This is a genomic window from Akkermansia sp. UNK.MGS-1, assembly GCF_000980515.1.
Lineage (GTDB): Bacteria > Verrucomicrobiota > Verrucomicrobiia > Verrucomicrobiales > Akkermansiaceae > Akkermansia > Akkermansia muciniphila.
This window is the reverse complement of sequence record NZ_LBCB01000005.1, coordinates 71,104-96,260: the sequence shown is the minus strand read 5'-3', so window position 1 is coordinate 96,260 and position 25,157 is coordinate 71,104. Positions and strand designations below refer to the sequence as shown.

Annotated in this window: 24 protein-coding genes; 23 read left to right on the top strand and 1 reads right to left on the bottom strand. The window is 54.9% G+C overall.

The features are described 5' to 3' along the window. The 18 genes from WW58_RS12840 (at position 1) to WW58_RS02600 (ending at position 19,844) form a co-directional block, all read left to right on the top strand. A complete protein-coding gene (locus WW58_RS12840) occupies positions 1-1,155 on the top strand; it encodes a glycosyltransferase (protein ID WP_102758498.1) in 1,155 nt (384 codons plus the stop codon). Further along, positions 1,152-2,330, top strand: a complete 1,179-nt coding sequence (locus WW58_RS12835) for a glycosyltransferase (protein WP_215841757.1) — start codon at positions 1,152-1,154, stop codon at positions 2,328-2,330. The genes WW58_RS12840 and WW58_RS12835 overlap by 4 nt, the downstream gene beginning before the upstream one ends. 33 nt (positions 2,331-2,363) lie before the next feature. Continuing rightward, positions 2,364-3,536, top strand: coding sequence for a glycosyltransferase (locus WW58_RS02675; RefSeq protein ID WP_102758500.1), 1,173 nt, complete (start codon positions 2,364-2,366; stop codon positions 3,534-3,536). Next, a complete protein-coding gene (locus WW58_RS02670; protein ID WP_046435187.1) occupies positions 3,533-4,498 on the top strand; it encodes a glycosyltransferase in 966 nt (321 codons plus the stop codon). Before WW58_RS02675 ends, WW58_RS02670 begins: the two co-directional genes overlap by 4 nt. A 40-nt stretch (positions 4,499-4,538) precedes the next feature. Continuing rightward, positions 4,539-5,678 (top strand): O-antigen ligase family protein, encoded by a 1,140-nt coding sequence (locus tag WW58_RS02665; protein ID WP_046435185.1) that lies wholly within the window; start codon positions 4,539-4,541, stop codon positions 5,676-5,678. Then, positions 5,668-6,498, top strand: a complete 831-nt coding sequence (locus WW58_RS02660) for an alpha-1,2-fucosyltransferase (protein WP_046435183.1) — start codon at positions 5,668-5,670, stop codon at positions 6,496-6,498. Before WW58_RS02665 ends, WW58_RS02660 begins: the two co-directional genes overlap by 11 nt. A 2-nt stretch (positions 6,499-6,500) precedes the next feature. Next, positions 6,501-7,544 (top strand): glycosyltransferase, encoded by a 1,044-nt coding sequence (locus tag WW58_RS02655; protein ID WP_046435182.1) that lies wholly within the window; start codon positions 6,501-6,503, stop codon positions 7,542-7,544. Next, the gene (locus tag WW58_RS02650) at positions 7,544-8,683 is read left to right on the top strand and encodes a glycosyltransferase (protein ID WP_046435180.1); all 1,140 of its coding nucleotides are present in this window, start codon (positions 7,544-7,546) and stop codon (positions 8,681-8,683) included. Before WW58_RS02655 ends, WW58_RS02650 begins: the two co-directional genes overlap by 1 nt. Next, positions 8,680-9,855, top strand: a complete 1,176-nt coding sequence (locus WW58_RS02645) for a glycosyltransferase (RefSeq protein ID WP_046435179.1) — start codon at positions 8,680-8,682, stop codon at positions 9,853-9,855. The genes WW58_RS02650 and WW58_RS02645 overlap by 4 nt, the downstream gene beginning before the upstream one ends. Before the next feature lie 25 nt (positions 9,856-9,880). Beyond that, the gene (locus tag WW58_RS02640) at positions 9,881-11,455 is read left to right on the top strand and encodes a hypothetical protein (RefSeq protein ID WP_046435177.1); all 1,575 of its coding nucleotides are present in this window, start codon (positions 9,881-9,883) and stop codon (positions 11,453-11,455) included. 33 nt (positions 11,456-11,488) lie between these two features. After that, positions 11,489-12,028: a transferase gene (locus tag WW58_RS02635; RefSeq protein WP_046435175.1), complete on the top strand. Its 540-nt coding sequence runs from the start codon at positions 11,489-11,491 to the stop codon at positions 12,026-12,028. Positions 12,029-12,031: 3 nt separating this feature from the next. Continuing rightward, the gene (locus WW58_RS02630) at positions 12,032-12,880 is read left to right on the top strand and encodes a glycosyltransferase family 2 protein (protein ID WP_046435172.1); all 849 of its coding nucleotides are present in this window, start codon (positions 12,032-12,034) and stop codon (positions 12,878-12,880) included. A 24-nt stretch (positions 12,881-12,904) separates the two neighbouring features. Beyond that, entirely contained in the window at positions 12,905-13,909 is a 1,005-nt protein-coding gene (locus tag WW58_RS12830) for a glycosyltransferase family 2 protein (RefSeq protein ID WP_102738136.1), read from the top strand. A 54-nt stretch (positions 13,910-13,963) separates the two neighbouring features. Then, positions 13,964-14,992: a glycosyltransferase family 2 protein gene (locus WW58_RS12825; RefSeq protein WP_102738137.1), complete on the top strand. Its 1,029-nt coding sequence runs from the start codon at positions 13,964-13,966 to the stop codon at positions 14,990-14,992. A 6-nt stretch (positions 14,993-14,998) separates the two neighbouring features. Beyond that, entirely contained in the window at positions 14,999-16,159 is a 1,161-nt protein-coding gene (locus WW58_RS02615; protein ID WP_046435170.1) for a polysaccharide pyruvyl transferase family protein, read from the top strand. Beyond that, complete coding sequence (locus WW58_RS02610) at positions 16,152-17,675, top strand: hypothetical protein (protein ID WP_046435169.1); 1,524 nt, start codon at positions 16,152-16,154, stop codon at positions 17,673-17,675. Before WW58_RS02615 ends, WW58_RS02610 begins: the two co-directional genes overlap by 8 nt. 16 nt (positions 17,676-17,691) lie before the next feature. After that, the gene (locus tag WW58_RS02605) at positions 17,692-18,951 is read left to right on the top strand and encodes a Coenzyme F420 hydrogenase/dehydrogenase, beta subunit C-terminal domain (RefSeq protein ID WP_102738140.1); all 1,260 of its coding nucleotides are present in this window, start codon (positions 17,692-17,694) and stop codon (positions 18,949-18,951) included. An 89-nt stretch (positions 18,952-19,040) separates the two neighbouring features. Further along, the gene (locus WW58_RS02600) at positions 19,041-19,844 is read left to right on the top strand and encodes an acyltransferase family protein (protein ID WP_046435167.1); all 804 of its coding nucleotides are present in this window, start codon (positions 19,041-19,043) and stop codon (positions 19,842-19,844) included. Between the two features lie 135 nt (positions 19,845-19,979). Here WW58_RS02600 and WW58_RS02595 read toward each other — a convergent pair whose 3' ends face one another. Next, positions 19,980-20,228 (bottom strand): hypothetical protein, encoded by a 249-nt coding sequence (locus WW58_RS02595; RefSeq protein WP_046435165.1) that lies wholly within the window; start codon positions 20,226-20,228, stop codon positions 19,980-19,982. Between WW58_RS02595 and WW58_RS02590 the strand changes: the two genes are divergently transcribed. From WW58_RS02590 to fucU, 5 genes are all read left to right on the top strand, one after another. Beyond that, on the top strand, positions 20,229-20,888 hold the full coding sequence (locus tag WW58_RS02590; RefSeq protein WP_046435163.1) for an acyltransferase family protein: 660 nt from the start codon (positions 20,229-20,231) through the stop codon (positions 20,886-20,888). It begins immediately after the preceding gene. Between the two features lie 292 nt (positions 20,889-21,180). Beyond that, positions 21,181-22,272, top strand: a complete 1,092-nt coding sequence (locus tag WW58_RS02585; protein WP_288143395.1) for an SGNH hydrolase domain-containing protein — start codon at positions 21,181-21,183, stop codon at positions 22,270-22,272. 238 nt (positions 22,273-22,510) lie between these two features. Continuing rightward, positions 22,511-23,425 (top strand): hypothetical protein, encoded by a 915-nt coding sequence (locus WW58_RS02580; RefSeq protein WP_046435160.1) that lies wholly within the window; start codon positions 22,511-22,513, stop codon positions 23,423-23,425. Positions 23,426-23,504: 79 nt separating this feature from the next. Further along, a complete protein-coding gene (locus WW58_RS02575) occupies positions 23,505-24,653 on the top strand; it encodes a phosphotransferase enzyme family protein (RefSeq protein ID WP_022197105.1) in 1,149 nt (382 codons plus the stop codon). 70 nt (positions 24,654-24,723) lie between these two features. Then, positions 24,724-25,143, top strand: coding sequence for an L-fucose mutarotase (fucU, locus tag WW58_RS02570; RefSeq protein WP_046435158.1), 420 nt, complete (start codon positions 24,724-24,726; stop codon positions 25,141-25,143). Positions 25,144-25,157 lie beyond the last annotated feature (14 nt).

Here is a 25,157-nt window from a genome sequence, read left to right as displayed (position 1 = left end):
ATGAACCTGATTTTCTATTTTGACCAACCCATCCTGCCCCATGCGGGAGGAACGGAACGGGCGGCGTATCTTCTGGCGCAAGCCCTGTCGCGGCACGGCCACCGGGTTTCCTTCCTGTCTCTCCAACAGGCGGATGCCCCTCCCGGCGAACTGCCTTATTTCACCCTACCGCGGCAGGACACGCTCTTCTGCAGGGAAAACAGGGAATATGTGGAAAATCTATGTTCCGCACAAAAGACGGACGGCCTCATCAACTGCGGGGCCAATCAGGATGACTCCTTCTTTTTCAGCCATGAACACCTTGACATCCAGGCGTCCATCATTTCCTGGATTTCCTTTGACGTCCGCACAGGGCTGGATTACTTCCCCTCCCTGCTCCGGAAGGATTTCTCCACCTGGGGAAATACCATAAAAACGCTGCTGCGCCATGCGCTGCTGCCCTATAAAAAACATGCGGCCGTCAGCAACAAAAGGAGGAAATACAGGGACATGTTCCGCGGGTCAGACAAGGTGGTCTTTCTTTCCCGGCATTACACGGAAGACGCCCTCCAGCTGGCGGGAGCGCCGGAAAGAGCCCGTCTGTACGCCATCCCCAACCTGCTGACTTATGATCCCGTTCAGCCCGACCTTTCCGGAAAGGAAAACGCCGTTCTTTATGTGGGGCGGCTGGCGGATTCTCCCAAAAAGGTGGATCGCCTGCTGAACGTCTGGAAAAAAGTGCAGCCGCTTCATCCGGACTGGCATCTGTACCTGGTGGGGGACGGCCCGGAACGCGGCAATCTGGAACGGATGGCGGAACGGCTGAAGCTGGAAAACGTCCATTTTGAAGGGGTCCAGGAACCCGCGCCCTATTACCGCAAGGCCAGAATACTCTGCCTCACCTCCACCCATGAAGGCATGCCCATGGTGATTAACGAAGCTCTTTCCTACGGCTGCGTTCCTGTGGTTTTCAACAGTTTCCACGCTGCCGAAGACATGCTGCCGGACCGGGAGACGGGACGGCTCATCCCGCCCTTCAGCCTGCGCCTCTTCGCGCGGGAGATGGATGAACTGATGAGCGGCCCCTACGTCCCTCCCTCCACCAGAGTATTAACGAACTATCAACCGGAAAAGGTTATTCCCCTGTGGATGGAATGCCTGCAGGACCAGCCATGAGCAACATCGTCATCTATCTTCCCAATGAACCCCTGGGCAAACAGGGAGGCATGGAGCGGGCCACTCACCGCCTGGCCGCCATGCTTGCCGGTGAAGGCCACCGGGTAACGCTCCTCTGCAGAAACAAAAACAGGCTGGGGGAAGAATACGTGCCTCCGACGGATCTCGTGTTCATTCCCGCGTCCCTCAGACGGGAGGAAGAACAGGATTTTCTGCTTAACTTGATTAAGGAAAGAGGAATTGAAACCATCATTGACCAGACGGAAGGAGGAATTGTGGGGCGGTGGGGAATTTTCCGGCGTCGCGGGCACATGAACGGGGTTTCCGTTAAACTCATTGCCGTGCAGCACAGCTCCCAATATACCTACCTGAAACATTACCGGACCGTCAACCGGAAGCCCGCCGGACGCGGCCTGATCGGCAAGACACGTTCATTTTTCTATAATACGTTTATCCTGGCATTAAAAAAATGCAGGGCCGTTTTGCTTCAGCGCAGCCTGTTCCGGGAACTGGCTTCAGACTATGACCAGATAGTGACGCTCTCGGAAGGGGGCATTGAAGAATTCAAAAAACTGTGTCCCTCCGTCCCCGGGAACAAGCTCTCCTGTATTCCCAATATCGTGGAACCGCCCTCTCTTCCCAGGGAAGAGAAAAAAGAACCGCGCTGCCTGTTTGTCGGCAGGCTGGACAACCCCTCAAAAGGAGTGGACAGGCTCCTGCGCATATGGGAAAAAGTGGAAAAAGCATGCCCGGACTGGCATCTGGATATTGTGGGTGACGGGCCGGATGCGGAGCTGCTTAAGGATTCCGCCCAAAAACTGGGGCTTTCCCGAATTGCCTTCCACGGCTTTCAAAATCCGGAACCTTACTATTCCAGAGCCTCCGTATTCTGCATGACTTCCACGTTTGAGGGATTCGGCCTCGTTCTTGTAGAAGCCATGCAGCACGGGTGTGTTCCTATTGCCTTTGACAGCTACCCTGCCGTCCGGGATATTATCTCCCACGGGGAAAACGGCATCCTCATTCCCCCCTTTCAGGAAGAAGATTACTCAAACGCTATCATGGCCCTGACGAACAATCCCGACGAGATGAAACGGTTCAGCCTTCACAGCCTCAGCATATCCCAAAAATTCAGCCCCGCAAACCTGGCATCCAGGTGGAACGCCATTTTGTAGGATCAGAAAAACGTTATCAAATCATTGGCAGAGATGAAAATTTGTTTTGTCGCATGGTCGGATTTCGGAATAGGAGGCGTCCCAAAAGTGCTGACCTGTCTGATGGACGCCTTGTCACGCAACCATGACGTAAGCCTCTATTCCCTGAAAAACCTTCCGCAGTCAGGCATTCACGGAATCAACCGGGAACAAATTCATATCTACTGCAAGGAAATGAATTTATATGAGAAAGTTCGCCGCTCCGCGGCGGACTTTCTTGTCACCAAAACCCCTCTGTTCAGCTCCGCCCTCGGCTGCCGGCTATACGCGGCCGCGCGCTACACGTCAGGCTTCAAAAAAGCGCTGACGAACCACCTCAATAAACATCAATATGATGTGGTCATTTTTGGTTCCGGATTTGAAGACTCCCTGCTTCTCGCCCTTACCAAAAAGAAGCTCCTGCCCAGCATGAGAATCATGACGTGGTCCCATGCCTCCTATGACAATTATTTCACCAACATGGGTGCCTTCTTCTCCCGGTACATGAAGGAGGCCATCAAGGCGTATTACCATCGTTTCGATGAAGTCATCGTCCTGTCTGACGGGGACGAAAAAGAATTCAAGGAAAAACATCATCTTCCCGCCCGCCGGATTTACAACCCCAACACGATGAAACCGGCCGGAAAATCGTCCCTCACCAGCAAAACGTTCGTTTACGTCGGAGCTCTCTCCCGCCAAAAAGGGACTGATCTGGCCGTCCGCGCGTTCCGCAGATTCATTGAAACGGACCAGGAATGGAATCTCCATATTTATGGGGATGGCCCGCTGAAAGGATGGATTGAAGAATATATATCCTCCAACGGTTTGCACCACCGAATCATTCTGCACGGCCCCTGCGGAAACATGGAGGAAGAATTTCCCCGCCATTCCATCCTGGTCTTTCCCTCCCGCTGCGAAGGCTTCGGACTCGTCCAGGTGGAAGCCATGTGCTGCGGGCTGCCTATTCTGGCGGCGGATATACCTATCTGCCGGGAAATAGTGGGAAAACATCACGCCGGCATCTTTTTTGAGTCGGACAATCCGGAAGACCTGTGCCGGGCCATGCGCGAGATGACGTCATCAGACCTCTCCACCTATGCGGCAAACGGACTGGCCGCGGCGCCCCTATTCAACCTGGAGCAGACTGTCTCTGAATGGGAAAACATGTTCAACGCAGTAAAATCATGAAACATTTAACATTACTGGAACCTATCAGAAAAGAAGGCAATTACCAATTCTTCATGCAATGGTTCGCGGACGCATGGACAACCAGCGGGGGACAAACGGTCAAGGGAATCTCCGTTCCGTGGAATCTGCGTTTGTTGATCGCCAAATCCCGCGTTTCACGGAATTTCCGCCTGTTCACCAGTTCACGCAGGGCGCTGCTGGTGCCGGGAGCCGGTTATCCGGATTCATTCGCGTGGCCGTTCGGTTATGCAAATGAAATCGTGCCCATGCTGTGGGACGTCTGGCCCCGGTACTGGCCGCGCCTCATCTCCTCCCTGAGACGCCACCATGTGCAAACATTGTTGTGCACCTCATCCCAAGTTTGCGAATACGTGGCGGAAAAACTTCCGCATATTCACGCTGTTCATGTTCCGGAAGGCATAGACCCCGCCGGCTACCGGGACGGAGGCCCCCTGGAGGGACGCCGGACGGACATTCTCCAGATCGGGCGCCTGATGCAGCCCGTGCACGAGGCCATTCTTCAAATGCGGCAGTCGTCTCCCCGCCTCAGCTATCTTTACCCGGAAGAGCCGGGCCGCCTCGTCTTTCCGGACTTTCCTTCGCTGTGCGAAGGACTGGCTTCCTCAAAAATCGTCATCTGCTACCCGCGCTGCCGAACCCACCCGGAAATGGCGGGCGATGTGGAAACGCTGACGCAGCGCTACTGGGAATGCATGCTTTCCGGAACGCTCATTGTCGGCCATGCCCCCAAGGAACTGGTCGATCTGCTGGGGTACAATCCCGTCATTGAACTGGAGACGGATGAAGATATCGGCAGCCGGCTGTCCCAGATTCTGGACAACATCTCCTCCTATCAGGAATTGGCGGATAAAAACCTGGCCGTCGCCCGGGAAAACGCATCATGGGATACAAGAATGACCCGTCTCCTTCCGCAACTGCGCCAACTGGGATATATGCAGTAACAATCTTTTTCAGTTTCACTCAAAACCAGCGAATCCGGACATGGCCGCACTCTGCAAATACTGGGCTTTTGCCTTCATTCTCTGCCAGCTTGGCCAGCAGCACATGCTCTTAAACAGCATTGGCTCCATGGGGTCTTTCTTTCTTCTGGGGCTGGGAGCTCTGTTGCTGCTGATCAACTCCGGGCGCGTCTTTGACCGGAAGACGGTCTCATCATCTCCTTTCATCTATTCCTTCGTCTTCATTTTCATCCTGTATCAATTCACATTCGGTATTTTTGACCTTAATGAGAAAACGGGAATTTATCTGATTGCCAAGGTCGTCTGCTGCCTGATGATTGCGCTTTCCGTCCAGAAGGACCTGTCATTCTATTTACAGCGCCTCATGCCGATTCTGGCGGCCGTCACCAGCCTGCTCATCCTTCTCGGCTTTGTTCACAACAATGTTATTTTTGAGGGCCGCCACACCCTGGGATTCTGCAACGCAAATGGGCTGGGAGCCATCTCCTCATTATGCGCAGGAGCCATGATTCTGGATTCTTCCGACCGCTCAAAGAAAAAAATCGCCATCATCCTTCTATGCGTCCTGGCCACATTCCTTTCCGGCAGCCGGGCTTCCATAGGCATTCTCTGTTTGACCTTCGTCATCAAATACGGTCTGAACGTTAAATTTCTGGCAGTACTCCTGGCCGGAGTGCTCGCCTGGCAAATCATCCTGCCCATGGCGGGAATCTCTTCCACCGGCCTGAACCGGTTCACGGAATCCGTGGAAAATATGGATTTCTCATCCTCCCGGGAAGGCGAACGGAAAGCAACCCTCATCATGATCGCCGAATCCCCCATCCTGGGAAACGGCTTTGACGTGGAACAGAGCGAAAAAGCCAAGGCGGTAAGCGGCCTTGGGTCCCATAACGGCTATCTTGACATCATGAAAATGATAGGCATTCCCTACTCTATTTTCCTGTTTGCGTTCATGGCATATTATACCTGCTCCGTCTGGCGGAAATTCCACAAATCCGCCTGCGATTATGACAGGATACACCTGTTCGTCATTATCTCCGTTCTCATCGCCGCCAACTTCGAATCATATCTATGGGGAATCAACCAGGTGGTCACCACCCTGTTGTTCACCTCCTTCGCCGTATTGCAAAAACGCATGACAGCCCTTAAACATGGAATCTGAAAAAACTTATTTCTACCCTGTCCTCTCGGATTATGACTTTGGCTGGTTCCGTTTATCAGGACCGGGGCTTGCCAACTGCATGTTTGTGGCGGCTCGCGCCTACATACTCAGCAGGCGGGAAAACGCAGGCTACATTTCCCCCACCTGGACCAAACTCAGCCCGGGAACCTTCCTGCGCCGGGAGAAAGATAAAAGAGTCTATTTCAAAATTTTTAATAAACTGGGAATCAGCGGATTCAAAAAAATCCGACTGCTGCTTGCGGGAAAATTGCGCCCCGGCTCCCGGAGGGTGAAACAAATCCGCGGCATGGGGGAATACTTTGACGACCTCAATGAACACATGGACCTGGTGCATGAATTCATTGAAAAAATCACCAGAAAGGAAATTATTGAAAACGTGCGTCCGGAAGCCCTGAAAGACAGCATCGCCATTCACGTGCGGCTGGGGGACTATTCCCCGGAAATGCGGGTGGACATCCTCTGGTACGTGAATCTCGTCAAGGAAATCCTGTCCATCAAGCCGTCCCAGCAATTCCTCCTCTTTTCCGACGGCTCGGACGAAGAGCTGCGGGAGCTGCTGGCCCTGCCCAACGTCAGGCGCGCGTTTTACGGCAACGCCTACGCGGACATGTACGCTATCAGCAAGTGCAAATGGGTCATCGCTTCGGACTCCACTTTCTCCGCCTGGGGGGCCTTCATGGGGGAACGCCCCATCCTGTTCAACAAAAGGCATTTCAAGAGGGTGTTCCGGGACCGCGTTCCGGAAGCCGTTCTGGGAGACAGCACCCGCATTCCGGATGAATTCAAGACGCTGCTTTAAATATGAACAAGCAATATGACTTCATCTACCTGACCAATACGCCCTCCTTCTACAAGGCAAGGCTTTGTGAGGAACTGGCGAAAAAACACTCCGTTCTTCTGGTCCTTTACGGCTATGGAGCGGAAGCGGTCAATACCCGGCTTTCCGGCAATGAGAACGGCTTTGACTACTTCTTTCTGCATGAGGGAGACGCGGGAAAAAGAAACAAGGCCCTTGTCCTGTTCAGGCTTCTGAAACTGATGGCCCGGGTCCGGGCCCGCAGAGTGCTGTTCTCCGGCTGGATGGCGCCGGAATACAACATCTACAGCTTTCTTTCCTCAAAACGCCGCAATGCCGTCATCTGCGAATCGTCAGCCATTGATTCCGGCATGGACGGCTGGAAAGGCCTGCTTAAAAAAGCCGTCATACGCCGCATGAGCGCGGCGCTCCCTTCCGGTTCTCCCCACCGCGCCCTGTTTGAACATATCCGCTACCCGGGCGACATCCACGTCACGGGCAGCGTCGGCATCTTTAACATGGAAGGCCGCCGCCCCCGTCCCCATTCCCCGTCCGCCCCCCTGAACTACATTTACGTCGGGCGCCTCGCGCCGGAAAAAAATCTGGAACTGCTCATCAGGGAATTCAACTCCAACGGGCGGCCTCTGACCATCGTGGGGGACGGTCCCCAGAAGGAATTTCTCAAAAACATGGCCGGGGGCAACATCCGCTTTCTGGGCCACCTCCCCAATGACAGGCTCCCGGAAATCTATGAACGGCATGACGTGTTCATCCTCCCCTCGCTCTATGAACCCTGGGGGCTGGTCGTGGAAGAAGCCCTCTTCCGGGGGCTGCCCGTCATCGCCAGCGACAAGGTGGGCAGCGCCGCCGACATGGTGACCGCTTTGGAAACGGGCGCGGTCTTTTCCCTAGCCGCGCCCGACGGCCTGAGCAACGCCATTCATGAAGTTGAAGAGAACTATGAAACCATGGCGCGCCGCGTAGCGGACATCAACTGGAACGGCCGCGTGGAAGCGCAGCTCAAGGCATATACCTCCCTTTTAGATTAATGGCTCCCATATTACAAACCATCGCATCCCTTGACTCCCGTTCGGGGGGCACCAGCACCTGCACTTATGACCTGGTCAAAGCTCTGAACGCTTCCGGCATGCCCACGGACATCCTCACCCTCCAGCCCGGCTCCCCGGAAGAACGGATGGTGGGAGAAGACAGCTTTATCCATGCCTGCCCGTTTGACGCCCGCACTCCCCTCGCCGTCTCCCGGAACATACGCCGTTTTCTGGCCGGTTCCCGATACAGCCTCTACCACACCAACGGCCTGTGGCTGGACGTCAACCACGCTACATGCGCGCACGCGCGCAAAACGGACACCCCCTGCATCGTTTCCCTGCACGGCATGCTGTACCCCCAGGCGCTGGAGCGCGGTGGCTGGAAAAAGAAACTCATGCTCGCCCTGGGGCACCGGAAAGACATCTCCGGAGCCGCCTGCGTCCACGTCACCTGCGACAAGGAAATGGAATACTACAGGGACATGGGCTTTTCCAACCCCGTGGCCGTCATCCCCAATCCGGTGCGGATTCCGGAATATCTTGCGGATATCAGGCGCCCCGGGCACGAGGGCTTCCGGGCCGGATTCCTGGGAAGACTCCATCCCATCAAAAATCTGGAGGCCCTGATCACGGCCTGGGGGCAGCTGCGCCTCCCGAACGCGGAGCTTCTGCTCATCGGGGACGGAGACCCGGAATACAAGGCCCGGCTGGAAGAACTGGTCCGGGCGGAAAACATTTCCAATATCTCCTTCACAGGCTTTGTCTCCGGAAGACGGAAATATGAAATGCTCGCTTCTCTGGACGTCCTGTGCGCCCCCAGCCACCAGGAAAACTTCGGCATGAGCATTGCGGAGGCCCTGCTGGCGGGAACGCCCGTCATCGCCAGCCGGGGAACGCCGTGGGAAGCGCTGAACACCCGCCGGTGCGGCTGGTGGTGCGGCAACGATTCCTCTTCCCTGGCCGCAGCCCTGGAAAACGCCTTCAGCCTCTCCCCGCAGGAAAGGCTCGCCATGGGCGAACGCGGCCGCGCCCTCGTCATGGAAACCTGCGCCGCCCCCCACGCGGCCGACTGCATGAAACGCCTGTACCGGTATCTGCTGGGGCAGGAAGCCAAACCGGAATTTGTCTATCTCCCATGAACATCCTCTTTTTGCTCGGAAAATTCCCTTCCGTGGGCGGCGTGGAAACCGTCACCGCCATTTTGGCGAATGAATTTTCCGCCCGGGGCCATGCGGTGCACGTGGTTTCCTTTGAACAGGTGACGGAAACGCCCACCCCTGCGCTGGACAACCGGGTCACCCTGCACCGGCTGAGCTACCCCGTCTCCAGCCGGGCCAACCGGGATGCCCTGCGGGACATCCTGGCCACCTGCCGCATTGACGTCATCATCAACCAGTGGTGCCTGCCCTTCCACGTCACCAGGCTGTGCCGGAAAGCCATGAAAGGCCTGCCCTGCCGCCTGCTGGCCGTCCACCATAACGCCCCGGACTGCAACGCACGGCTGGAAGGCCTCCGGATGCGCATGGCCCGGACGGGAAACCCGGTGAACAGGGCGTTCCTGCGCCTTCTGCTGAAAGGCTGCGCCATGGCCACCGGGGCCAGCCTGCGTTACGTTTACGCTCACAGTGACCGTTACATTCTCCTTTCAGACAGTTTCCACCAGGCTTTCCGGAACATCACCGGACTGAAAGATACCGGAAAACTTCTGACGATTCCCAACCCCATTACCGTGGAAAACCCGGAATTCCGCTATGATCCGGCCCTCAAGAAAAAGGAGGTTCTCTTTGTCGGACGGCTGGAACCCAACCAGAAACGGGTCTCCCGCGTGCTGGAAACGTGGGCGCTGCTGGAACCCCGCTTCCCGGACTGGACTCTCCGCCTGGTGGGTGACGGGCCGGAAAAACGCTCCCTTCAGGAATTCTGCGCGGAACACCGCCTGGAACACGTTTCCTTTGAAGGCTTCCAAAATCCTGCCCCGTATTACGAACAGGCCTCCCTGCTCTTGTTAACCTCGGAATATGAAGGATTCGGCCTGGTAATCGTGGAAGGCATGTCCTTCGGCGTCTCCCCCATCGTTTACGGAAGCTTCTCCGCCGCCTATGACCTGGTGGACCACGGAAAGGACGGCTGCATCCTGCCCGCAGCCAGCGGTTTCCAGGCGCATCGGATGGCGGAAATGGCCGCAGGGCTGATGCGGGAACCGGCCGACCTGCACGCCATGGCGAGGAACGCCATAGCCAAAAGCCGGAAATTCACGCGGGAACATATCATTCCCCAGTGGGAAAAAGCTTTCCGCCCAGACGCCTCCTGAACACGCCTTCCCCCTTTCCCTCTACATGGAACAGACCCGGAAACAAACGGACATCGCATTCACCGTCAGCGGGAGGCTTGCTGCGTCCTGCGCCGTGGCCTATATGGCACTCCCGACCATCCTTTTTCTGCTGGGATGGGTCAGGCCCCTGTTCTCCGTTCCGGCCGCTGCGGCCGTAGCCGCGGCAGCCGTCCTGCTGGGCGCAACAATCCCGGCCCCTACGCTTCATTTCACCAGGCGCCAGATGGCCATTTACCTCTGCGTCCTCGCCCTTTCCCTTCTGTGGCTTCTGGCGGGCGGAATGACGAGAATCACTTCCCAGCACGCGGACTTCGTGGTCCGCAACCCCATTTATGAAACTCTCATCCGCTGCGACTGGCCGCTGGTGGACGCGGGCGGGCGGCCCTTCATCTACTACCTCGCCTTCTGGCTTCCCCCGGCTCTGGCGTGCAAATGTTTCTCCTGTTCGGACATCTTCATCATCAACTACGTCCTGACCGCCTGGACGGGGCTGGGGCTGGCGCTGACCCTCACGGTCCTCTGGAGCAAATTCCGTACAGCCACCCTGCTTTTCCTGCTCCTGCTCATCTTCCAGGGCCCGCTGGACGGCATCGTCAGGTGGGGGCTTCATTTATTCCATTTGCAGGGGCCGCTGGCCCATGAACTTTACCTGACGGTACTGGCGTTCTTCGGGGGCGTGCCCCCCACCATGCAGCTTCACAACACCTTCCATCACACCACGCTGCTGTGGCTGTTCCTGTCCATGGCGGCCGCCTGGGACATTCCGCCCAAAAACCAGCTCTTCCTGGCCTCCCTGTGCCTGCTCGCCTCACCCATCGGCTCGCTGGGCCTTCTGGTCTTCATCGCCGTCAGCACGCTGATCCGCCGCACGCCCGTCAGGCAATACTTCTCCTCCTGGACAGTGCTGGCGGGCGCCGCGCTGGTGCTGCTGGCCGGCATCTATTTCACGAGCAGCAATGGAAACAACCGCATCCGCCTGACGTGGCAGGATTCCCCCTTTGACCTGCTCCAGTACGGCAACTGGAAATTCTGGGCCGCCATGGTCGGCTCCTGGCTGCTGACGGTAGGCGTCCCGGCGGCGCTCCTGTTCCGCCGCTTCAAAAAAGACGCCCTGTTCTGGTCAGCCCTGGCCATTCTCACCCTTACCTACTTCATTTACATAGGTTCCGTGGGCGGCTACAATGAATTCTGCTACAAGGCCTCCAGCGTCAGCTTCTTCTGCCTGGCTCTCCTCTTCACCCGCATCTTCTCGGAACGGATGGGGCCGCCCCGGTGGCGCCGGCTGTGCGTCTGTTACCTGATCCTGGCCGCGCTCCCCAGCCTCTCCGTCTTCGCCAAGGCCGCACCCACGCTCGCCTTGACGAAGCCCGCGCGGCTGGCCAACATGCAGCGGGAATGGAAGGGGCATCTCCACCATCCGGCACATCCCTGGAACGCCCCGCTTTGGGGAACCGGAGAAGGACGCGCCTTCCGGAACATCTATTTCCAAAAGGCGGGCCAGTCCGCGGAAGGGCCGCTGGCCCCCTTTTCCACCGGAATAAAAACAGACGCGGAACCAGCCGCCGCACCCCGGCCATAACCCCTCTTTCACCACTCACCTCCACCCCCAGCCATGGATCTTTCCCGTTACCAGGAACACTACTCCCTCAGCCACCGCCTCAAACGGTATTGCTGGTACATCGTCAACCGGACTCTCTTCCGGCTCTTGGTCACCAACGCCATGAAAGTCCCCCGGAATCTGCTGCTCCGCCTGTTCGGGGCAAACATACCGCTTGCCTCCCTCGTTTACCCCAGCAGTAAAATCTGGGCGCCATGGAATCTCTCCGTAGGGGAATACGCCTGCATCGGCCCTGATACGGAAATCTACAACAAGGCCCCCATCTCCATCGGAAACCACGCCGTCATTTCCCAGGGGGCCTTCCTCTGCACGGCCTCCCATGACATCTCGGACCCCGCCCACGCCCTTATCTCTGCCCCCATTACCGTGGAAGACCAGGCATGGGTGGCGGCGCAGGCCTTTGTGGGCATGGGGGTGACGGTTGGCCGGGGAGCCGTGGTAGGAGCCCGCAGCGCCGTATTCAGGGATGTGGCTCCCTGGACGGTTGTGGGCGGGAACCCGGCCCGATTCATCAAACAACGCACGCTCCGCTAAACCATGCTTGACCTCTCCGTTATCATCCTCGCCAGAAATGAGGAACTCCATATCCGCCGCTGTCTGGAAAACATTCTGCCCGTCGCTAAAGAAGTCTTTGTCATTGACTGTTTTTCCACAGACAACACCACCGCCATCTGCCGGGAATACCCCAGGGTGAAGGTCATCCAGCATGAATGGCCCGGCCTGTACGCCCTCCAGTTCAACTGGGCTCTGGACAACTGCCCCATCACCGCAGAATGGGTGCTGAGGCTGGACGCGGACGAATGGTTCATGCCGGAAGCCCTGGAAGAGCTGAAGGAAAAACTGCCCGCCCTTTCCCCGGACGTCACCGGAATCATCCATAAGCGCAGGCATATTTTCCTGGGCCGGTGGATGAAGCACGGCGTTTACCCGGTCAAACTGCTGCGGCTGTTCCGCTACGGCGCGGCCAGGTGCGAACAGCGCCATATGGACGAACACATGGAACTCAGCCGGGGCCGCTCCGTTGAATTCGAATATGACTTCGTGGACGAAAACCTGAATGACCTGGGATGGTGGGCGCACAAACACGTGGACTATTCCGCCCGGGAAGCGGCGGATATTGAAGACATCCTCTCCTCCTCCGCGGCGGCCTCCGGCATCGACGGCCAGGCAGGCAGAAAACGCGCTATGAAGGAACGCTACGCCCGCCAGCCGCTCTTCTGGCGTTCCTTCGCCTACTTCTGCTACCGTTACTTCCTGAAACTGGGTTTTCTGGACGGCAGGGAAGGATTTTTATGGCATTTCATGCAGGGATGGTGGTACAGGACCCTCGTGGATGCCCGGCAATTCGAGAAACAGAAACAAGGCTCCGCCAACACGGAACGCTGACCGCCATTACCCCGCTTTATCTCCATGCCCCCCCTTTTTTCCATCATCATCCCCGTTTACCGTTCCGGCCCCTTCCTCAGGGACTGCCTGGACTCCATCAGGAACCAGACCCTGACGGACTGGGAATGCATCTGCATCAATGACGGCTCCCCGGACGACAGCGGAGCCATCCTGGACGAATACGCCCGGAAGGACGCCCGTTTCACCGCCATCCACCAGGACAACCGGGGCGTAAGCGCCGCGCGCAATGCGGGGCTCTCCGTGGCGAGGGGAAACTGGACCGCCTTTGTGGACGGGGACGATACCGTGGAGCCGGACATGCTGGCCTGCCTCCATGAGGAAGCTCTCCGCGCGCAGGAAGCCGCCCTCCTCTGCTATGGAATCAGCAAGGACTTCCATGCGGGCTCCCGGCTCATCCGCACGGAAACCACCCTTCCAAGCCGGAACCAGCACATCCCCGCGGGGGAAACGGGGGCTTTCCTGCGCTACCTGCTGACCAGCCTGGACATGGAATCCTCCTGCAACAAACTGTTCCGCACGGAACTCCTGAAAAAAAACGGCATTCTCTTCAATACCTCCGCCGTCGTGTTTGAAGACTTCCAGTTTGTCCTGGACTACCTTTCCGCCTGCGCCCCGGACATCATCCTGCTCAAAAAAGCCTTCTACCATTACCGCGCCCAGGAAACGGAAAACGGAGCGGCCAAGCGCAGCCGCTTCAATCTCGTCCGGGACATAGACGCGCTCACAACCAAATTCCTGGCCTGGGCCAGCACCCTTTCCCTTCCGCAGGAAGATATTCCCATTGTCAAAGGCTACATCCTGCAAAAAATCAGCGTGATTTTCCATGCCCTCCAGCGGCAGCCTTATGCCGCGCGCAGGGAAGTATTCCGGGACTTCCTTTCCAGCGGCCTGGCCGCCCGCAAGGCGGAGCTTCCCCTGTGCGGCCGCTACTTCCACCTCGTCTGCCGTCTGCTGGCGGCGCGCAGATACCGGATGGCCCACCTTCTGCTGAAGGCAAGGAACATTTAACCCTCTGCGCACCCTCATCCAAACGGCATCGCCCATACACAGCCTTTCAACAATATGACCCAGCCTCTCGTCAGCATCGTCATTCCGGTGTTCAATGTGGAACGCCATCTGCGCCAATGCCTGGATTCCGTTCTCCGCCAGACCCTGAAAGAATGGGAATGCATTTGCATAGATGACGGGTCGCCGGACGGCAGCGGAGCCATTCTGGACGAATACGGAAACAAAGACGCGCGTTTCAAAATCATCCACCAGCGGAACAGGGGCGTTTCCGCCGCACGCAATCTGGGCATCAAACTGGCCTCCGCCCCTTATTTGACATTCATTGACTCGGACGACTGGGTTGAGGACGACGCGCTGGAAAGCCTCCTTTCCGCCATGGAGGAATCCTGCGCCGATATGGTGATGTGTTCCATCTGCATCCATCAGGAAAATCATCAGGAGGTTTCCATGGAAACGCCTTACCCTCCCTCCGGAAACATGCGGGACGAATACGCGGTGACTGAAAAATCCTTCTCCGGAGCGGCTCTGGTAGACGTCTCCATCTGGGCGAAACTTTTCAGCGTGGAAACGATCCGCGCCCATCAAATCCACTTTGCGCCGGAACTCAAAGTCTCCGAAGATATGGAATTTTCCACCCGGATGCTCTGTCACAGCCGCCGCGTCTCCATCATCCGGAAACCCCTGTACCATTACCGTGCCGGCCACGAAAGCAGCATTATGAACAATATTGTCCGCGGAAGAATGAAAACGTCGGATTTCATCAATTCCATCAATGCCATCTACCGCCTCTACCGGTGCGTCCCCTCCGGCCTGGAACGCGGGGAATGCAGGGAACGCATCACAGGCACGCTGAGAAGGGCCCTTTCCGGAAAAAACTTCTACCGGCAAATCATCCGGCAGCTTGACCACAAGGATCAGGCTGCCATCGCGGCCTCAACCTCCTTCCCTTACATGAATTACCTGAGGAGGGGGAAAAAGCTTGCTTCTCTCCAGATGATTCTGCGGCACCTCAGAATGCAGTTCGGCCTCGGAACCCGTCTTCAGGCTCTCTCAAACGCCGTTAGAAACTCTTTTAAAAGCTGACGCCCAATGAAGATAGGCATTATCACCATCCATTATTCGTTCATCACCCGCAACTACGGCTCCCTGATGCAGTTATATGCCATGCAGCAGGTGTTGGAAGGAATGTCCGTTCAATCCGCCCTGATCAAGCAGCTCCCCAGACCGCTTCCCGTCCCCCCCCCTCCCACAACTCGGCAAAAACTGGACTATTACTGTCGGCATCCCTGGAATTTGCTTGCCCGCTGCGCCCGTTCCCTGAAACCGGAACGGAAAGCCCCGCGGCCTGCCCCTTCATTTGAATCCTTTATTAAACAGGAGATACATTCCCTGTCCCCCATTTTCCTCCCCGGAGAACTCAACGCGCAAGAACTGGATTTTGACGCATACCTGGCGGGCAGCGACCAGATATGGACATCCTGCGAACCGGAAAAACTCCTGGATTTCGCCCCTGCCGGCAAGCGCATAGCCTATGCCGCCAGCGCGGCATGGGGGAAGCAGCCCCCGGAATGGCTTGCTCTGGCCCAGCGGGAATTCCCTAAATTCTCCGCCATTTCCGTACGGGAAAAACACGGGGTGGAAATATGCCGGAAAGCCGGCGCAGAAAAAGTGGAAGTTGTTTTGGACCCCACACTGCTCCTGGACCGCCGGGAATACTCCCGGCTGACGGAAGGGAGGCCGCCGTACTTTTCCGAACCGTGCGTCCTGGGTTATTTTCTCAACACAGGCCAGCTTTCCCGGCTTCCCTGGAAGCAGGTGAAAGAGGCCGGGAAAAAAATGCGCGCCCCGCTCCGCGTCATTCCTCTCCAGGGAGCGGAATGCTGCATCCCGGAAAAATATTCCATCTCCCCGGATCCTTATGAATTCCTGCAGGCCTTCCAGGAAGCCCTCTGCATCATCACCAATTCCTTCCATGGCACAGTATTCGCGCTTATCATGCGCAAGCCCTTTATAACCATTCTTCAAAAAGGAGAAACAGCCGTCCAGAACACGCGTATTTTCTCCCTGCTGGAATCTCTGGGGCTGGAAGACAGGATCTACCATCCGGAAAAAGGCTCCATGGCCGAACAACTGGACCGTCCCATTAACTGGACGGCCGTCGAACGGAACTGGGAGGCTCTGCGCATTCATTCCATGGAGTTCCTGAAAAACGCCATTCAACAATGCACCTCCGCTACCCGCCATGGCTGAAGAAAACAGCAACAAACGCATTGCCCGCAACACCATACTGCTTTACACCCGTTCGTTGATCAATCTGGTCATCGGGCTGTACACGTCGCGCCTTACCCTGGACGCGCTGGGAATACCGGATTACGGGATTTACAACGTCGTCGGCAGCCTGGTGGCGCTCTTCGGCCTGTTCAACGGCAGTCTGAACACGGCGATCAGCCGGTTCATCACCTATGAACTGGGAAGGAACAACAACCAAAGGCTGAACAAGGTTTTTTCCTCCTCCCTGAGCATCCTCTTCATTTTTGCCCTGGTGATATTCATCATGGGAGAAACCGTGGGGCTGTGGGCAATTAATTGCCGCATGGTTTTTCCCGCGGACCGAATGAATGCCGTCAACTGGGTCTATCAGATTTCCCTGATGACATTCCTGGTAAGCCTGCTCAACGTGGCGTACACCGCTACGCTGGCTGCGCATGAAAATTTCCGGGTGCTGGCGACAGTAGAAATCCTGTTGACAGGGGTCAAAGTAATATGCGTCATCCTGCTGTATTACGTTCCCATGGACAGGCTGATTTACTTTGCCGGGTACAGCTTCCTGCTCACCCTGGCTTCGAGCGGCTTTTACGTCTTTTATTGCATGCGGCATTACCCCATCTGCCGCTACCGGGCCATCCTGGACAAGCCATTCCTCAAGGAAATGGGAGCATTTTATTCATGGAACCTCTTCGGCTCCATCGCCTGGCTGCTGAAAGGTTCCGGCATCAACGTGGTCATCAACCTCTTTTTCGGCGTACTCATCAACGCCGCGCAGGCCGTGGCGTCCCAGGTATCCGCCGGGGTCACGGCCCTGATGGGAAGTTTTTCCAGCGCCATGCAGCCGCAAATCACGAAAAGCTACGCGGCGGGAGACTACGAACACATGTGGAAACTTGTCTTCAACGGAACGCGCTACAGCTTCTTTCTGCTGGCCGTCTTCATTCTCCCCCTGTGCTTCAACATTGATTTCATCCTATCTCTCTGGCTCAAGGAAATTCCCGCGTACACCAACATCTTCGTTATCCTTTTCCTGGCCAATGTGCTGGCGGAAAGCTACTCCACCTATTTGATCACCGTTCTCCTTGCTACAGGGAAAATCGCTTTCTACCAGGCCAGCGTGGGAACAATCCTCCTGTTGAACGTCCCGTTAAGCTATCTGGCCTTCCAATGGGGATATCCACCCGTTTCTTTCCTTGTAGTATCCATTATTCTGACGTTCGCTGCGTCTGCCCTGAGACTTTTCCTGCTAAAGAAAAGATTTTCCTTCTCCATTACTCTCTTTCTTCGTTCCGTCTTTCTCAAAACGCTTCTTACTATTCTCCTGGTCAGCGCGTTGAATTTCATGTTGCTGAATCTTCGCTCACTCCTTCCATATGGGAATATCCTCGTGCTTCTCTTCTCCTGTCTTATTTCCATGGGAGGCATTTACATCCTAGGCCTCAACTCGGAAGAACGCCGCATTGTCATCGTGCAGGCAAAAAAATACCTTCACCGTTAACTCTTCATTCACGAACATGATCATTTTGGAAAACAAATACGATTGTTGCGGCTGCCACGCCTGCGTGACAATCTGCCCCCGGAAATGCATTTCCATGCATCCGGATCAGGAAGGCTTCCTTTATCCGTCAACTGATCAAAACCTCTGCGTGGACTGCCATCTGTGCGAGAACGTCTGCCCCATGATTTCACAGAAGGAAGAAAGAAAAAACGCCGCGGAAGAGGCAGACAGAGAACCAATCAAAGCGTATGCCGCACGCAGCGGAGATAGCCTAACGGCGCAGAACAGCGCTTCCGGAGGAATATTTCCCATTTTGGCAGAGAAGGTATTGAATGAGGGAGGAGTCGTTTTTGGAGCCAGGTGGGACGAAGATTTCATGGGAGTCCGGCACGATTTCATCACAGACAAAAAAGACCTGTATCTTTTCCAAGGCAGCAAATATGTCCAATCCACCATAGGAAACGCATTCTTTCAGGTCCGTGATTTTCTGAAATCAAACCGTAAAGTCCTTTTTTCCGGAACTCCGTGCCAAATTCAAGGGCTGAAAAAAGTCATCCGGAAAAACTCCGAACTTTTAATTACCGTTGATATTGCCTGCCATAGCGTACCGTCTCCGAAGGTTTGGAAGTCCTTTTTCCGCAATCTGATCGCCAAGAACAGGATTTCCGATGTTTCCGGCGTTTTCATGAGAAAAAAGACTTTCTCTCCTGCGCGGGGCTGGAGATGTGATTCCTTCGTGGTGGAATCAACCAACACCCCACCCCTTGAAGATTCCATTTATGAAACCGCCTACGGACGCGGTTTTTTGGAAGGCATGTTTTCCCGCCCGTCATGTGAAAAATGCCCTGCCAAAAATATGGAAAGCGGCAGCGATATCACGCTTGGAGATTTTTGGGGAGTGGAAAACTATTTTCCGGATCTGGTCATGCAAGAGGGGCTTTCCATCATTATCTGCAAGACGCCCAGGGCTCACGCATTGCTGGAATCTGTGCGCGGCTCTCTGTCCGTTTTACGTCCTGCCGAATATAAATGGGCGGCAGCGCATAATGAGGGATTACGTTTTGATCCCCGGAAAAACCCTCATCGGGACTCCTTTTTCCGGAAGCTGGCCAAATGCCGTTCCGATCAGGCGGCGGTCAATCTGATGGAATCATATTTTCGCCCTAAGCTTCTTGCAAAGATAAAGACGAAATTAAAATCCGTGTTGAAATGTATTCTTTACCGCTCACTGTTCCTTGCCGGCAGAAAAGAAAAAAACCACTCTGAAAAGTCTTAACAGTTGCCTGAATAAACTGATTATCAAAGACCTGCATAGTAATCGTCTGAAATGCGACACCTTTCAGATTTAAACACGTTCCGATCAACATGAATAAATGTATAGAGGAGAAAACAGGAAGGCTGAGATACTTTGACGCCCTCCGGGGCTTTTCCATGATTTTCGTCGTATTCAGTCATGTAGTACTTTTCTCCATGGGCCTGACCGACGTGAAGGACAGTACTGTAAACTGGGTGATCATGACTTTCCGGATGCCGCTGTTCTTTTTTGTCAGCGGCTTCTTCGCCTACAGGGTTTGCACGAAATGGACCGCCTCCCTTGTGGGTGACGTCATCAAAAGGAAGATTCAGGCACAGGTAATTGGAACGATTGTGTTTTGTTCCCTGTTCCTGTTTTGTCAGGGTCAGGGAATCTTTACATGGCTGCACACGGGTTTCCAGGGATATTGGTTTACCATCACCCTGTTTCAGATGTTTTTAATCTTCCTGTCTCTGTTATCCAGGTTATGTTGCACGGAGCGCATGCTGGACATCGGGCTCCTGCTCGTTTCTTCCGTCTATTTCCTCTCTTTTGGGGTGCCGGTAATAAGAGAATTCTGGGATTCCCCGCTGGGAGGCATATTGTGTGAGTATGAGGTAACCCGCTATTTCCAGTTTTTTGCATTGGGAATCTTTTGCCGCAAGTACTGGAACCAGTTTGCACGGTTATTAACAAAGGATTGGTTTAAAACCTTTTTCATAGTTATTTTTGTGATGTGTCTTTGTTTTATGAATTTAATTGAAAATTCCCAAATATCCCCACACCAATTCCACCAAGATAGTCGGCATTCTTGTACGATATGCCGGTTTAATAGTCGTAGTTTCATTCTTCTTCAGCAAGGAGAGATACTTTAACGAAGGCAATATCTCTGGTAATCTTCTGGAATACATCGGCCGGCGCACATTGGACATTTACCTTCTCCATTTCTTTTTCCTTCCCAATCTGAAATTCTTACAGCCATTTTTAACCACAGGCAATACGGTCATCATTCAACTGTTTGTCGGCATCACCGTATCAGCAGCCATCATCACCCTCTGTTTATTGATAAGCAATGTATTTCGTTCCAGCAACTTTCTTGCGTCCTGGCTGTTTGGCGTCAAACCGCCTCCAAAGTAAAGAAATTCACGGCGCCCCATACCTGACAGCTCCATGGATGGTTCTTGAATAAAAAAGAAAGTCCCAGTTTCATAAGCGCCAAACGCAAAACATATTAGATATTTTCCAAAATTCTCATCCATATGAAGCAAATCACTTCACTCAGAGGGCTGGCGATTATTCTGATCATTCTTTTCCATCTCAATCCGGAGCATTTCCCCTACGGCTACTTCGGCGTAGAAGTATTTCTGGTGATTTCAGGCTACCTGCTTATGAAATCCTTCCAGAAACAGCAGATGCAAATCCGTCTGGGGGAATTTGCCCGTAAAAAAGTGTTAAGGCTGTTTACCCCGGTTGCCGTCATCATTCCGCTTACCCTCCTGGCCGGCATGTTCTTTCTGGACTACACGGACCTGGCGACAGCCAGCTCCACAGGCGGATATACGCTGATAGGCGCCGCAAACAGGTTCCTGGCCGTCATCCAGTCCGACTATTTCGCGCAGGATTCTTCCGGCAATCCGTTCCTTCACATGTGGTACCTGGCGGTGACGGCGCAGATTTATCTTCTGTTCGCGGGGGGATGCGTCCTGTACCGCTACCTTCCCAAACGGGCAGCCGCCTCTCTTTTCTGGATCGCCGGCATCGGGTCCTTTCTCTGGGCCTATTCCTATCCCATTCACAACCTGTTGCAGGAAATCGGAGTGCCCGTCTGGGAGCAGGTCCGCCCCACCTCCCATTACATGACGCTGCCCCGTTTATGGGAGGTTTGCGCGGGGATTTTGTTAGCAATCTACCCCCCTTAAGTTCAACACGTTGCGAAAACCGCAAGAAAAACGCTCTCCTCTTTCTTCTTGGAATATTATGCATCCTCGTGCCTGCCCTTTCCCGCGGAAAGGATGTCTCCCTCTGCTCGGCGGCCGTAGTTTTGGGGACATGCCTGGTAATCCGGTATGCGGAACCCGGCAGGCTGGCTCACTGCTTCAACAATAAACTTCTGCTGTGGATTGGAGGAATCTCATTCTCCCTTTACCTGGGCATATGCCCCTCATCGCGTTCTATCATTCGTGGTTTCTCCATGCTCCCGGATGGCCCGGCATGCTTGCCATCGGAGCGGCGTCCACAGTCCTGGGTGGTCTCCTGTACCTTGCAGTAGAGAAAAAGCGCATGAAGATGAAATGGTTTATCCCCCTGTACCTTTTCGCATTGCTTCTATGCGTTGCAGGAAGGCAGACGGAAGGATTCCGGAACTACATCAACCAGGAAATCAACTCCATTTCCAGCCCCCAGCTGCATGGCGCATCGGAAATCAAATCTCCTGAAGCCGCCCAGGGATTTGATAAGGAAGCCATCAAATTCAATAACAACATCTTTGCCTTCGTCAGCAAAACCGATTTCAAGGGAAGTGCGGAACCCGGCCTGCTGCAGCTGGGTTCCCCTGCCAAAGCTCCATCCATAGTCCTGCTGGGGGACAGCCACGCCTCTGCGGCCTTTTGCGGATTGGACGCCGTATGCAGGGAATTGGATATCTCCGGGATTTACGTTTCTTCCGTCATTTCCCCATTCTGGAACAGGGAATTGCCCGCTCTGCCGTTTGATGCAAGTTACTATTGCGACGAGAAAAAAATAAAGGCCCTCATGGCATGGCTGAATGTCCATCCGGAAATTAGCCATGTGGTGATAGCCCAGCACTGGAGCACCCGTTACGACAGTAAAAATGTAATGGACTGGAAGCTGAAGCCGCTTCCCTCCGGAGAACCTGCCTATTCAGACTCTCTCCGTGCGTTTATCTCCGAACTGCGGGCGATGGGCAAGCAAGTCATCCTGCTGGCCCCCACTCCGCTCATCAAGAAAAATGATGTGGCCAAGTACATCAGGAACCTCATACGCAGAGGGAAAACGGGAAAAGGCCAGGAAAGCCTTACCTGCACGCGGCAAAAATACAGGGAAGATCACGCCGCCGTACTTCCCATCCTTGACCGTCTTGAACAGGAAGGGCTCTGCACCGTCCTGCGCATACTTCCCTATATACCGGAAGACAGGCCGTTCAACGCCTATGAACACGGGGAAATCCTGTACAAGGATGGCGACCACATGTCCAGTAAAGGCTCCATCAAGCTCTTCCGGTACCTGAAACCCCAGTTAAAGGAAGCGCTGAAAAAAGAATCCACGGCATCATCAGGTTCATAAAAGCCATAGCCGTGAACACGTCCGCCGCAGAGCCGGCTAGAAAACATTTAAATAAAACCGGCTTTTGTGGAAGCTATAGAGTTTTCTTTTGGAAAAAATGTCCTTGCATGATGAATAATGCGTCAAATATTTAACACTTTTTGTCATACATTGAACATATTTTCATATTTCTTTTCTGGTATTGAAGATACACTTGCTAAAAATAAAAATATTGTTATTGTATTTTTCCCCTCTAATTATGCAACATAAAACCATTATTGCTACATGTGCGGCCATGGCCGCTTTTTCCGGCATGGCTACTGCCGATATCCAGCTTCCCCTGGATGTTTTAAACGCCAATAACGGCGGCAAGACATTCTCCGCCCAGCTGGGAGCAGGCTACGCCACCAAATACATCAGCCGCGGTCTGGCTTTCCAGAATTCCGCAAGCGATCATGTCATTCCCCTGGAAGCCGTCGGCGCCTATCAATTGAACAATCAATATTCCCTGATAGGCGGATTAAAATATCAGTGGCTGACGGATAATGGTCTGGAACACAATGATTCCGGCATTTGCGACGAAGGATCGGCCATTTTAGGTGTCAGCCGCAAATTCGGAAAATCCACTGTCGCGGCTCTGAGTTACCAGTTTGTTCATGGCGGTATCCCCGGAAGTTTCAACATCCACAATACAGGCAACAACTCCGGCTTCCCTGCTTTCAGCCACAACAGGCCGGAAGAACACAGCTTCGTTCTGGACATTCACCATGACTTCGGCAAAGGGCTGGAAAACTTCTTCTGGGACTGCCGCGTACAATATACGTTCCGCTGGATGACTGGCTGGTGGTTCACCAATACTCTGGGATACAAGTATGACGTCAACAAATCCACCTCCGTCATCGTGGCGGGCACCTGGAACGCCACTGCCGGCTATTTTGACAGCAATTCCCTGAACGCCAATGGAACCCAGGGCATTTCCCTGACGGTTTCCGCCCCTGTCAAGGCCACGAAAGACCTGACTGTGACTCCGTTCGTGGGTACGGTATGGCTCGGCAACGGCGGCCTGGCGGCCAACCACCGCGGCGCCTCCGCCCGCTTCCCCTACAGGGAGCCCTCCAAGGTTTACCGCAATTTCACCTTCGTCGCCGGGGTAGGAGTTGCCTACACCTTCTAACAATCTGGCTGTCATTCACTCAACCAACGCAAGCTCCGGCATGTGCCATCAATCATGCCGGAGCTTTTCTTAACTCCCCATGCCCCTGTCCGCCGTTTTCCACACTTCCTCCCTTCAGAAGCAAGTGGCCGCCCTGAGCGACGCATTCGCCATCGCAGGAGAATTCCTCCATTGCGACGTCATTAACAGCGGCCATATCAACATGACCTTCCGGGCCACCTACAGGAAGCCGGACGGCACCACCCGCCGCTACATCTTCCAGCGCGTGAACGATGCCGTGTTCCCATGCCCCAGGGATGTCATGCACAACGTGGAAAAGGTGACCAACCACATCCGCTGGAAAATGCTCCGGGTGCTGAAAACGCCCTTCCGCCAGACGCTGAACCTGTACTCCGCGCGGGGCGGCCGCAAATATCTGGAAATTCCCGGTTCCGGCTTCTGGCGCTGCTACAACTGCATAGAAAACACCCACACGTTCGACGTGGCGGACCATCCCCGCCAGGCTTACGAAGCAGCCCGCGCTTTCGGCGCTTTCCAACAGCTCCTGTGTGACATGAATCCGGAGGACATCCATGAAACCATTCCGTTCTTCCACCATACCCGCAGACGCTTTGACCATTTGGAAAAAGCAGCGGCAGCGGACTCCCACGGACGGCTGAATACCTGCCGCAAGGAGCTGGACTTCATCCGCCGCCGTGAACGTTATGTGGACGTGCTGCTGGATCTCCAGGAACGGGGGGAGCTCCCCGTCAGAATCGTCCACAACGACACGAAAATCAACAATGTGATGCTGGACAGGGAGACGGACAAGGCTGTCTGTGTCATTGACCTGGACACCGTCATGCCCGGGAGCGTCCTGTACGATTTCGGAGACATGGTGCGCACCATGACCTCCCCTGCGGCTGAAGATGAAGAAAATCTGGATAAAACCTTCCTGCGCATGCCCATGTTCGAGGCCGTCGTCAAGGGATACCTGGAGGCCGCCAGGGACTTCATCACGCCGCAGGAAGTCTCCAAACTCGCTTTTTCCGGTCTGCTCATCACGCTGGAAACGGGAATCCGCTTCCTGACAGACTACCTGGAAGGGGACGTTTATTTCAAAACGAAAAAAGAACGGCACAACCTGCACCGGGCCCGCACCCAGCTCAGGCTGGTGGAAAGCATGGAAGAGCAAATGCCTGAAATGGAAGAATGCGTCCGGAAATGCTTCCAGACTGTTAACGGCTGAGAGGGCATGACCGGCATCACCCCAATTTTATGATAGTACCGGAACGCGGGCTGGTGCTATACTGCGGGGCATGTTAAAAAATATTTCTCCCCTCATCAGCCCTTCCCTGCTGAAAATTCTTGCGGAAATGGGGCATGGCGACGAAATCGTCTTTTCAGACTCCCACTTCCCCGGCCATACCTTCAACCCTACGGTGCTGAGGGCGGACGGACTGGGAGCGGATGCCCTGCTGGCTGCCGTCATCCCCCTCTTTGAACTGGATGCCTACGCAACGCCCGTCATCATGATGGCCCCGGTTCCGGGGGACTCTCTGGACCCTGCGGTGGAAGCCAAATACCGCAAGGCGCTGAACTATGACGGGGAAATTGAGCAAATGGAGCGCTACGCTTTTTATGAACGGGCCAAAAAGGCCTATGCCGTTGTTATTACCGGGGAAACGGCCAAATACGGCAACATCATCCTGAAAAAAGGCGTTACCCCTCTTTCCTGACCATTGGCCGCCAG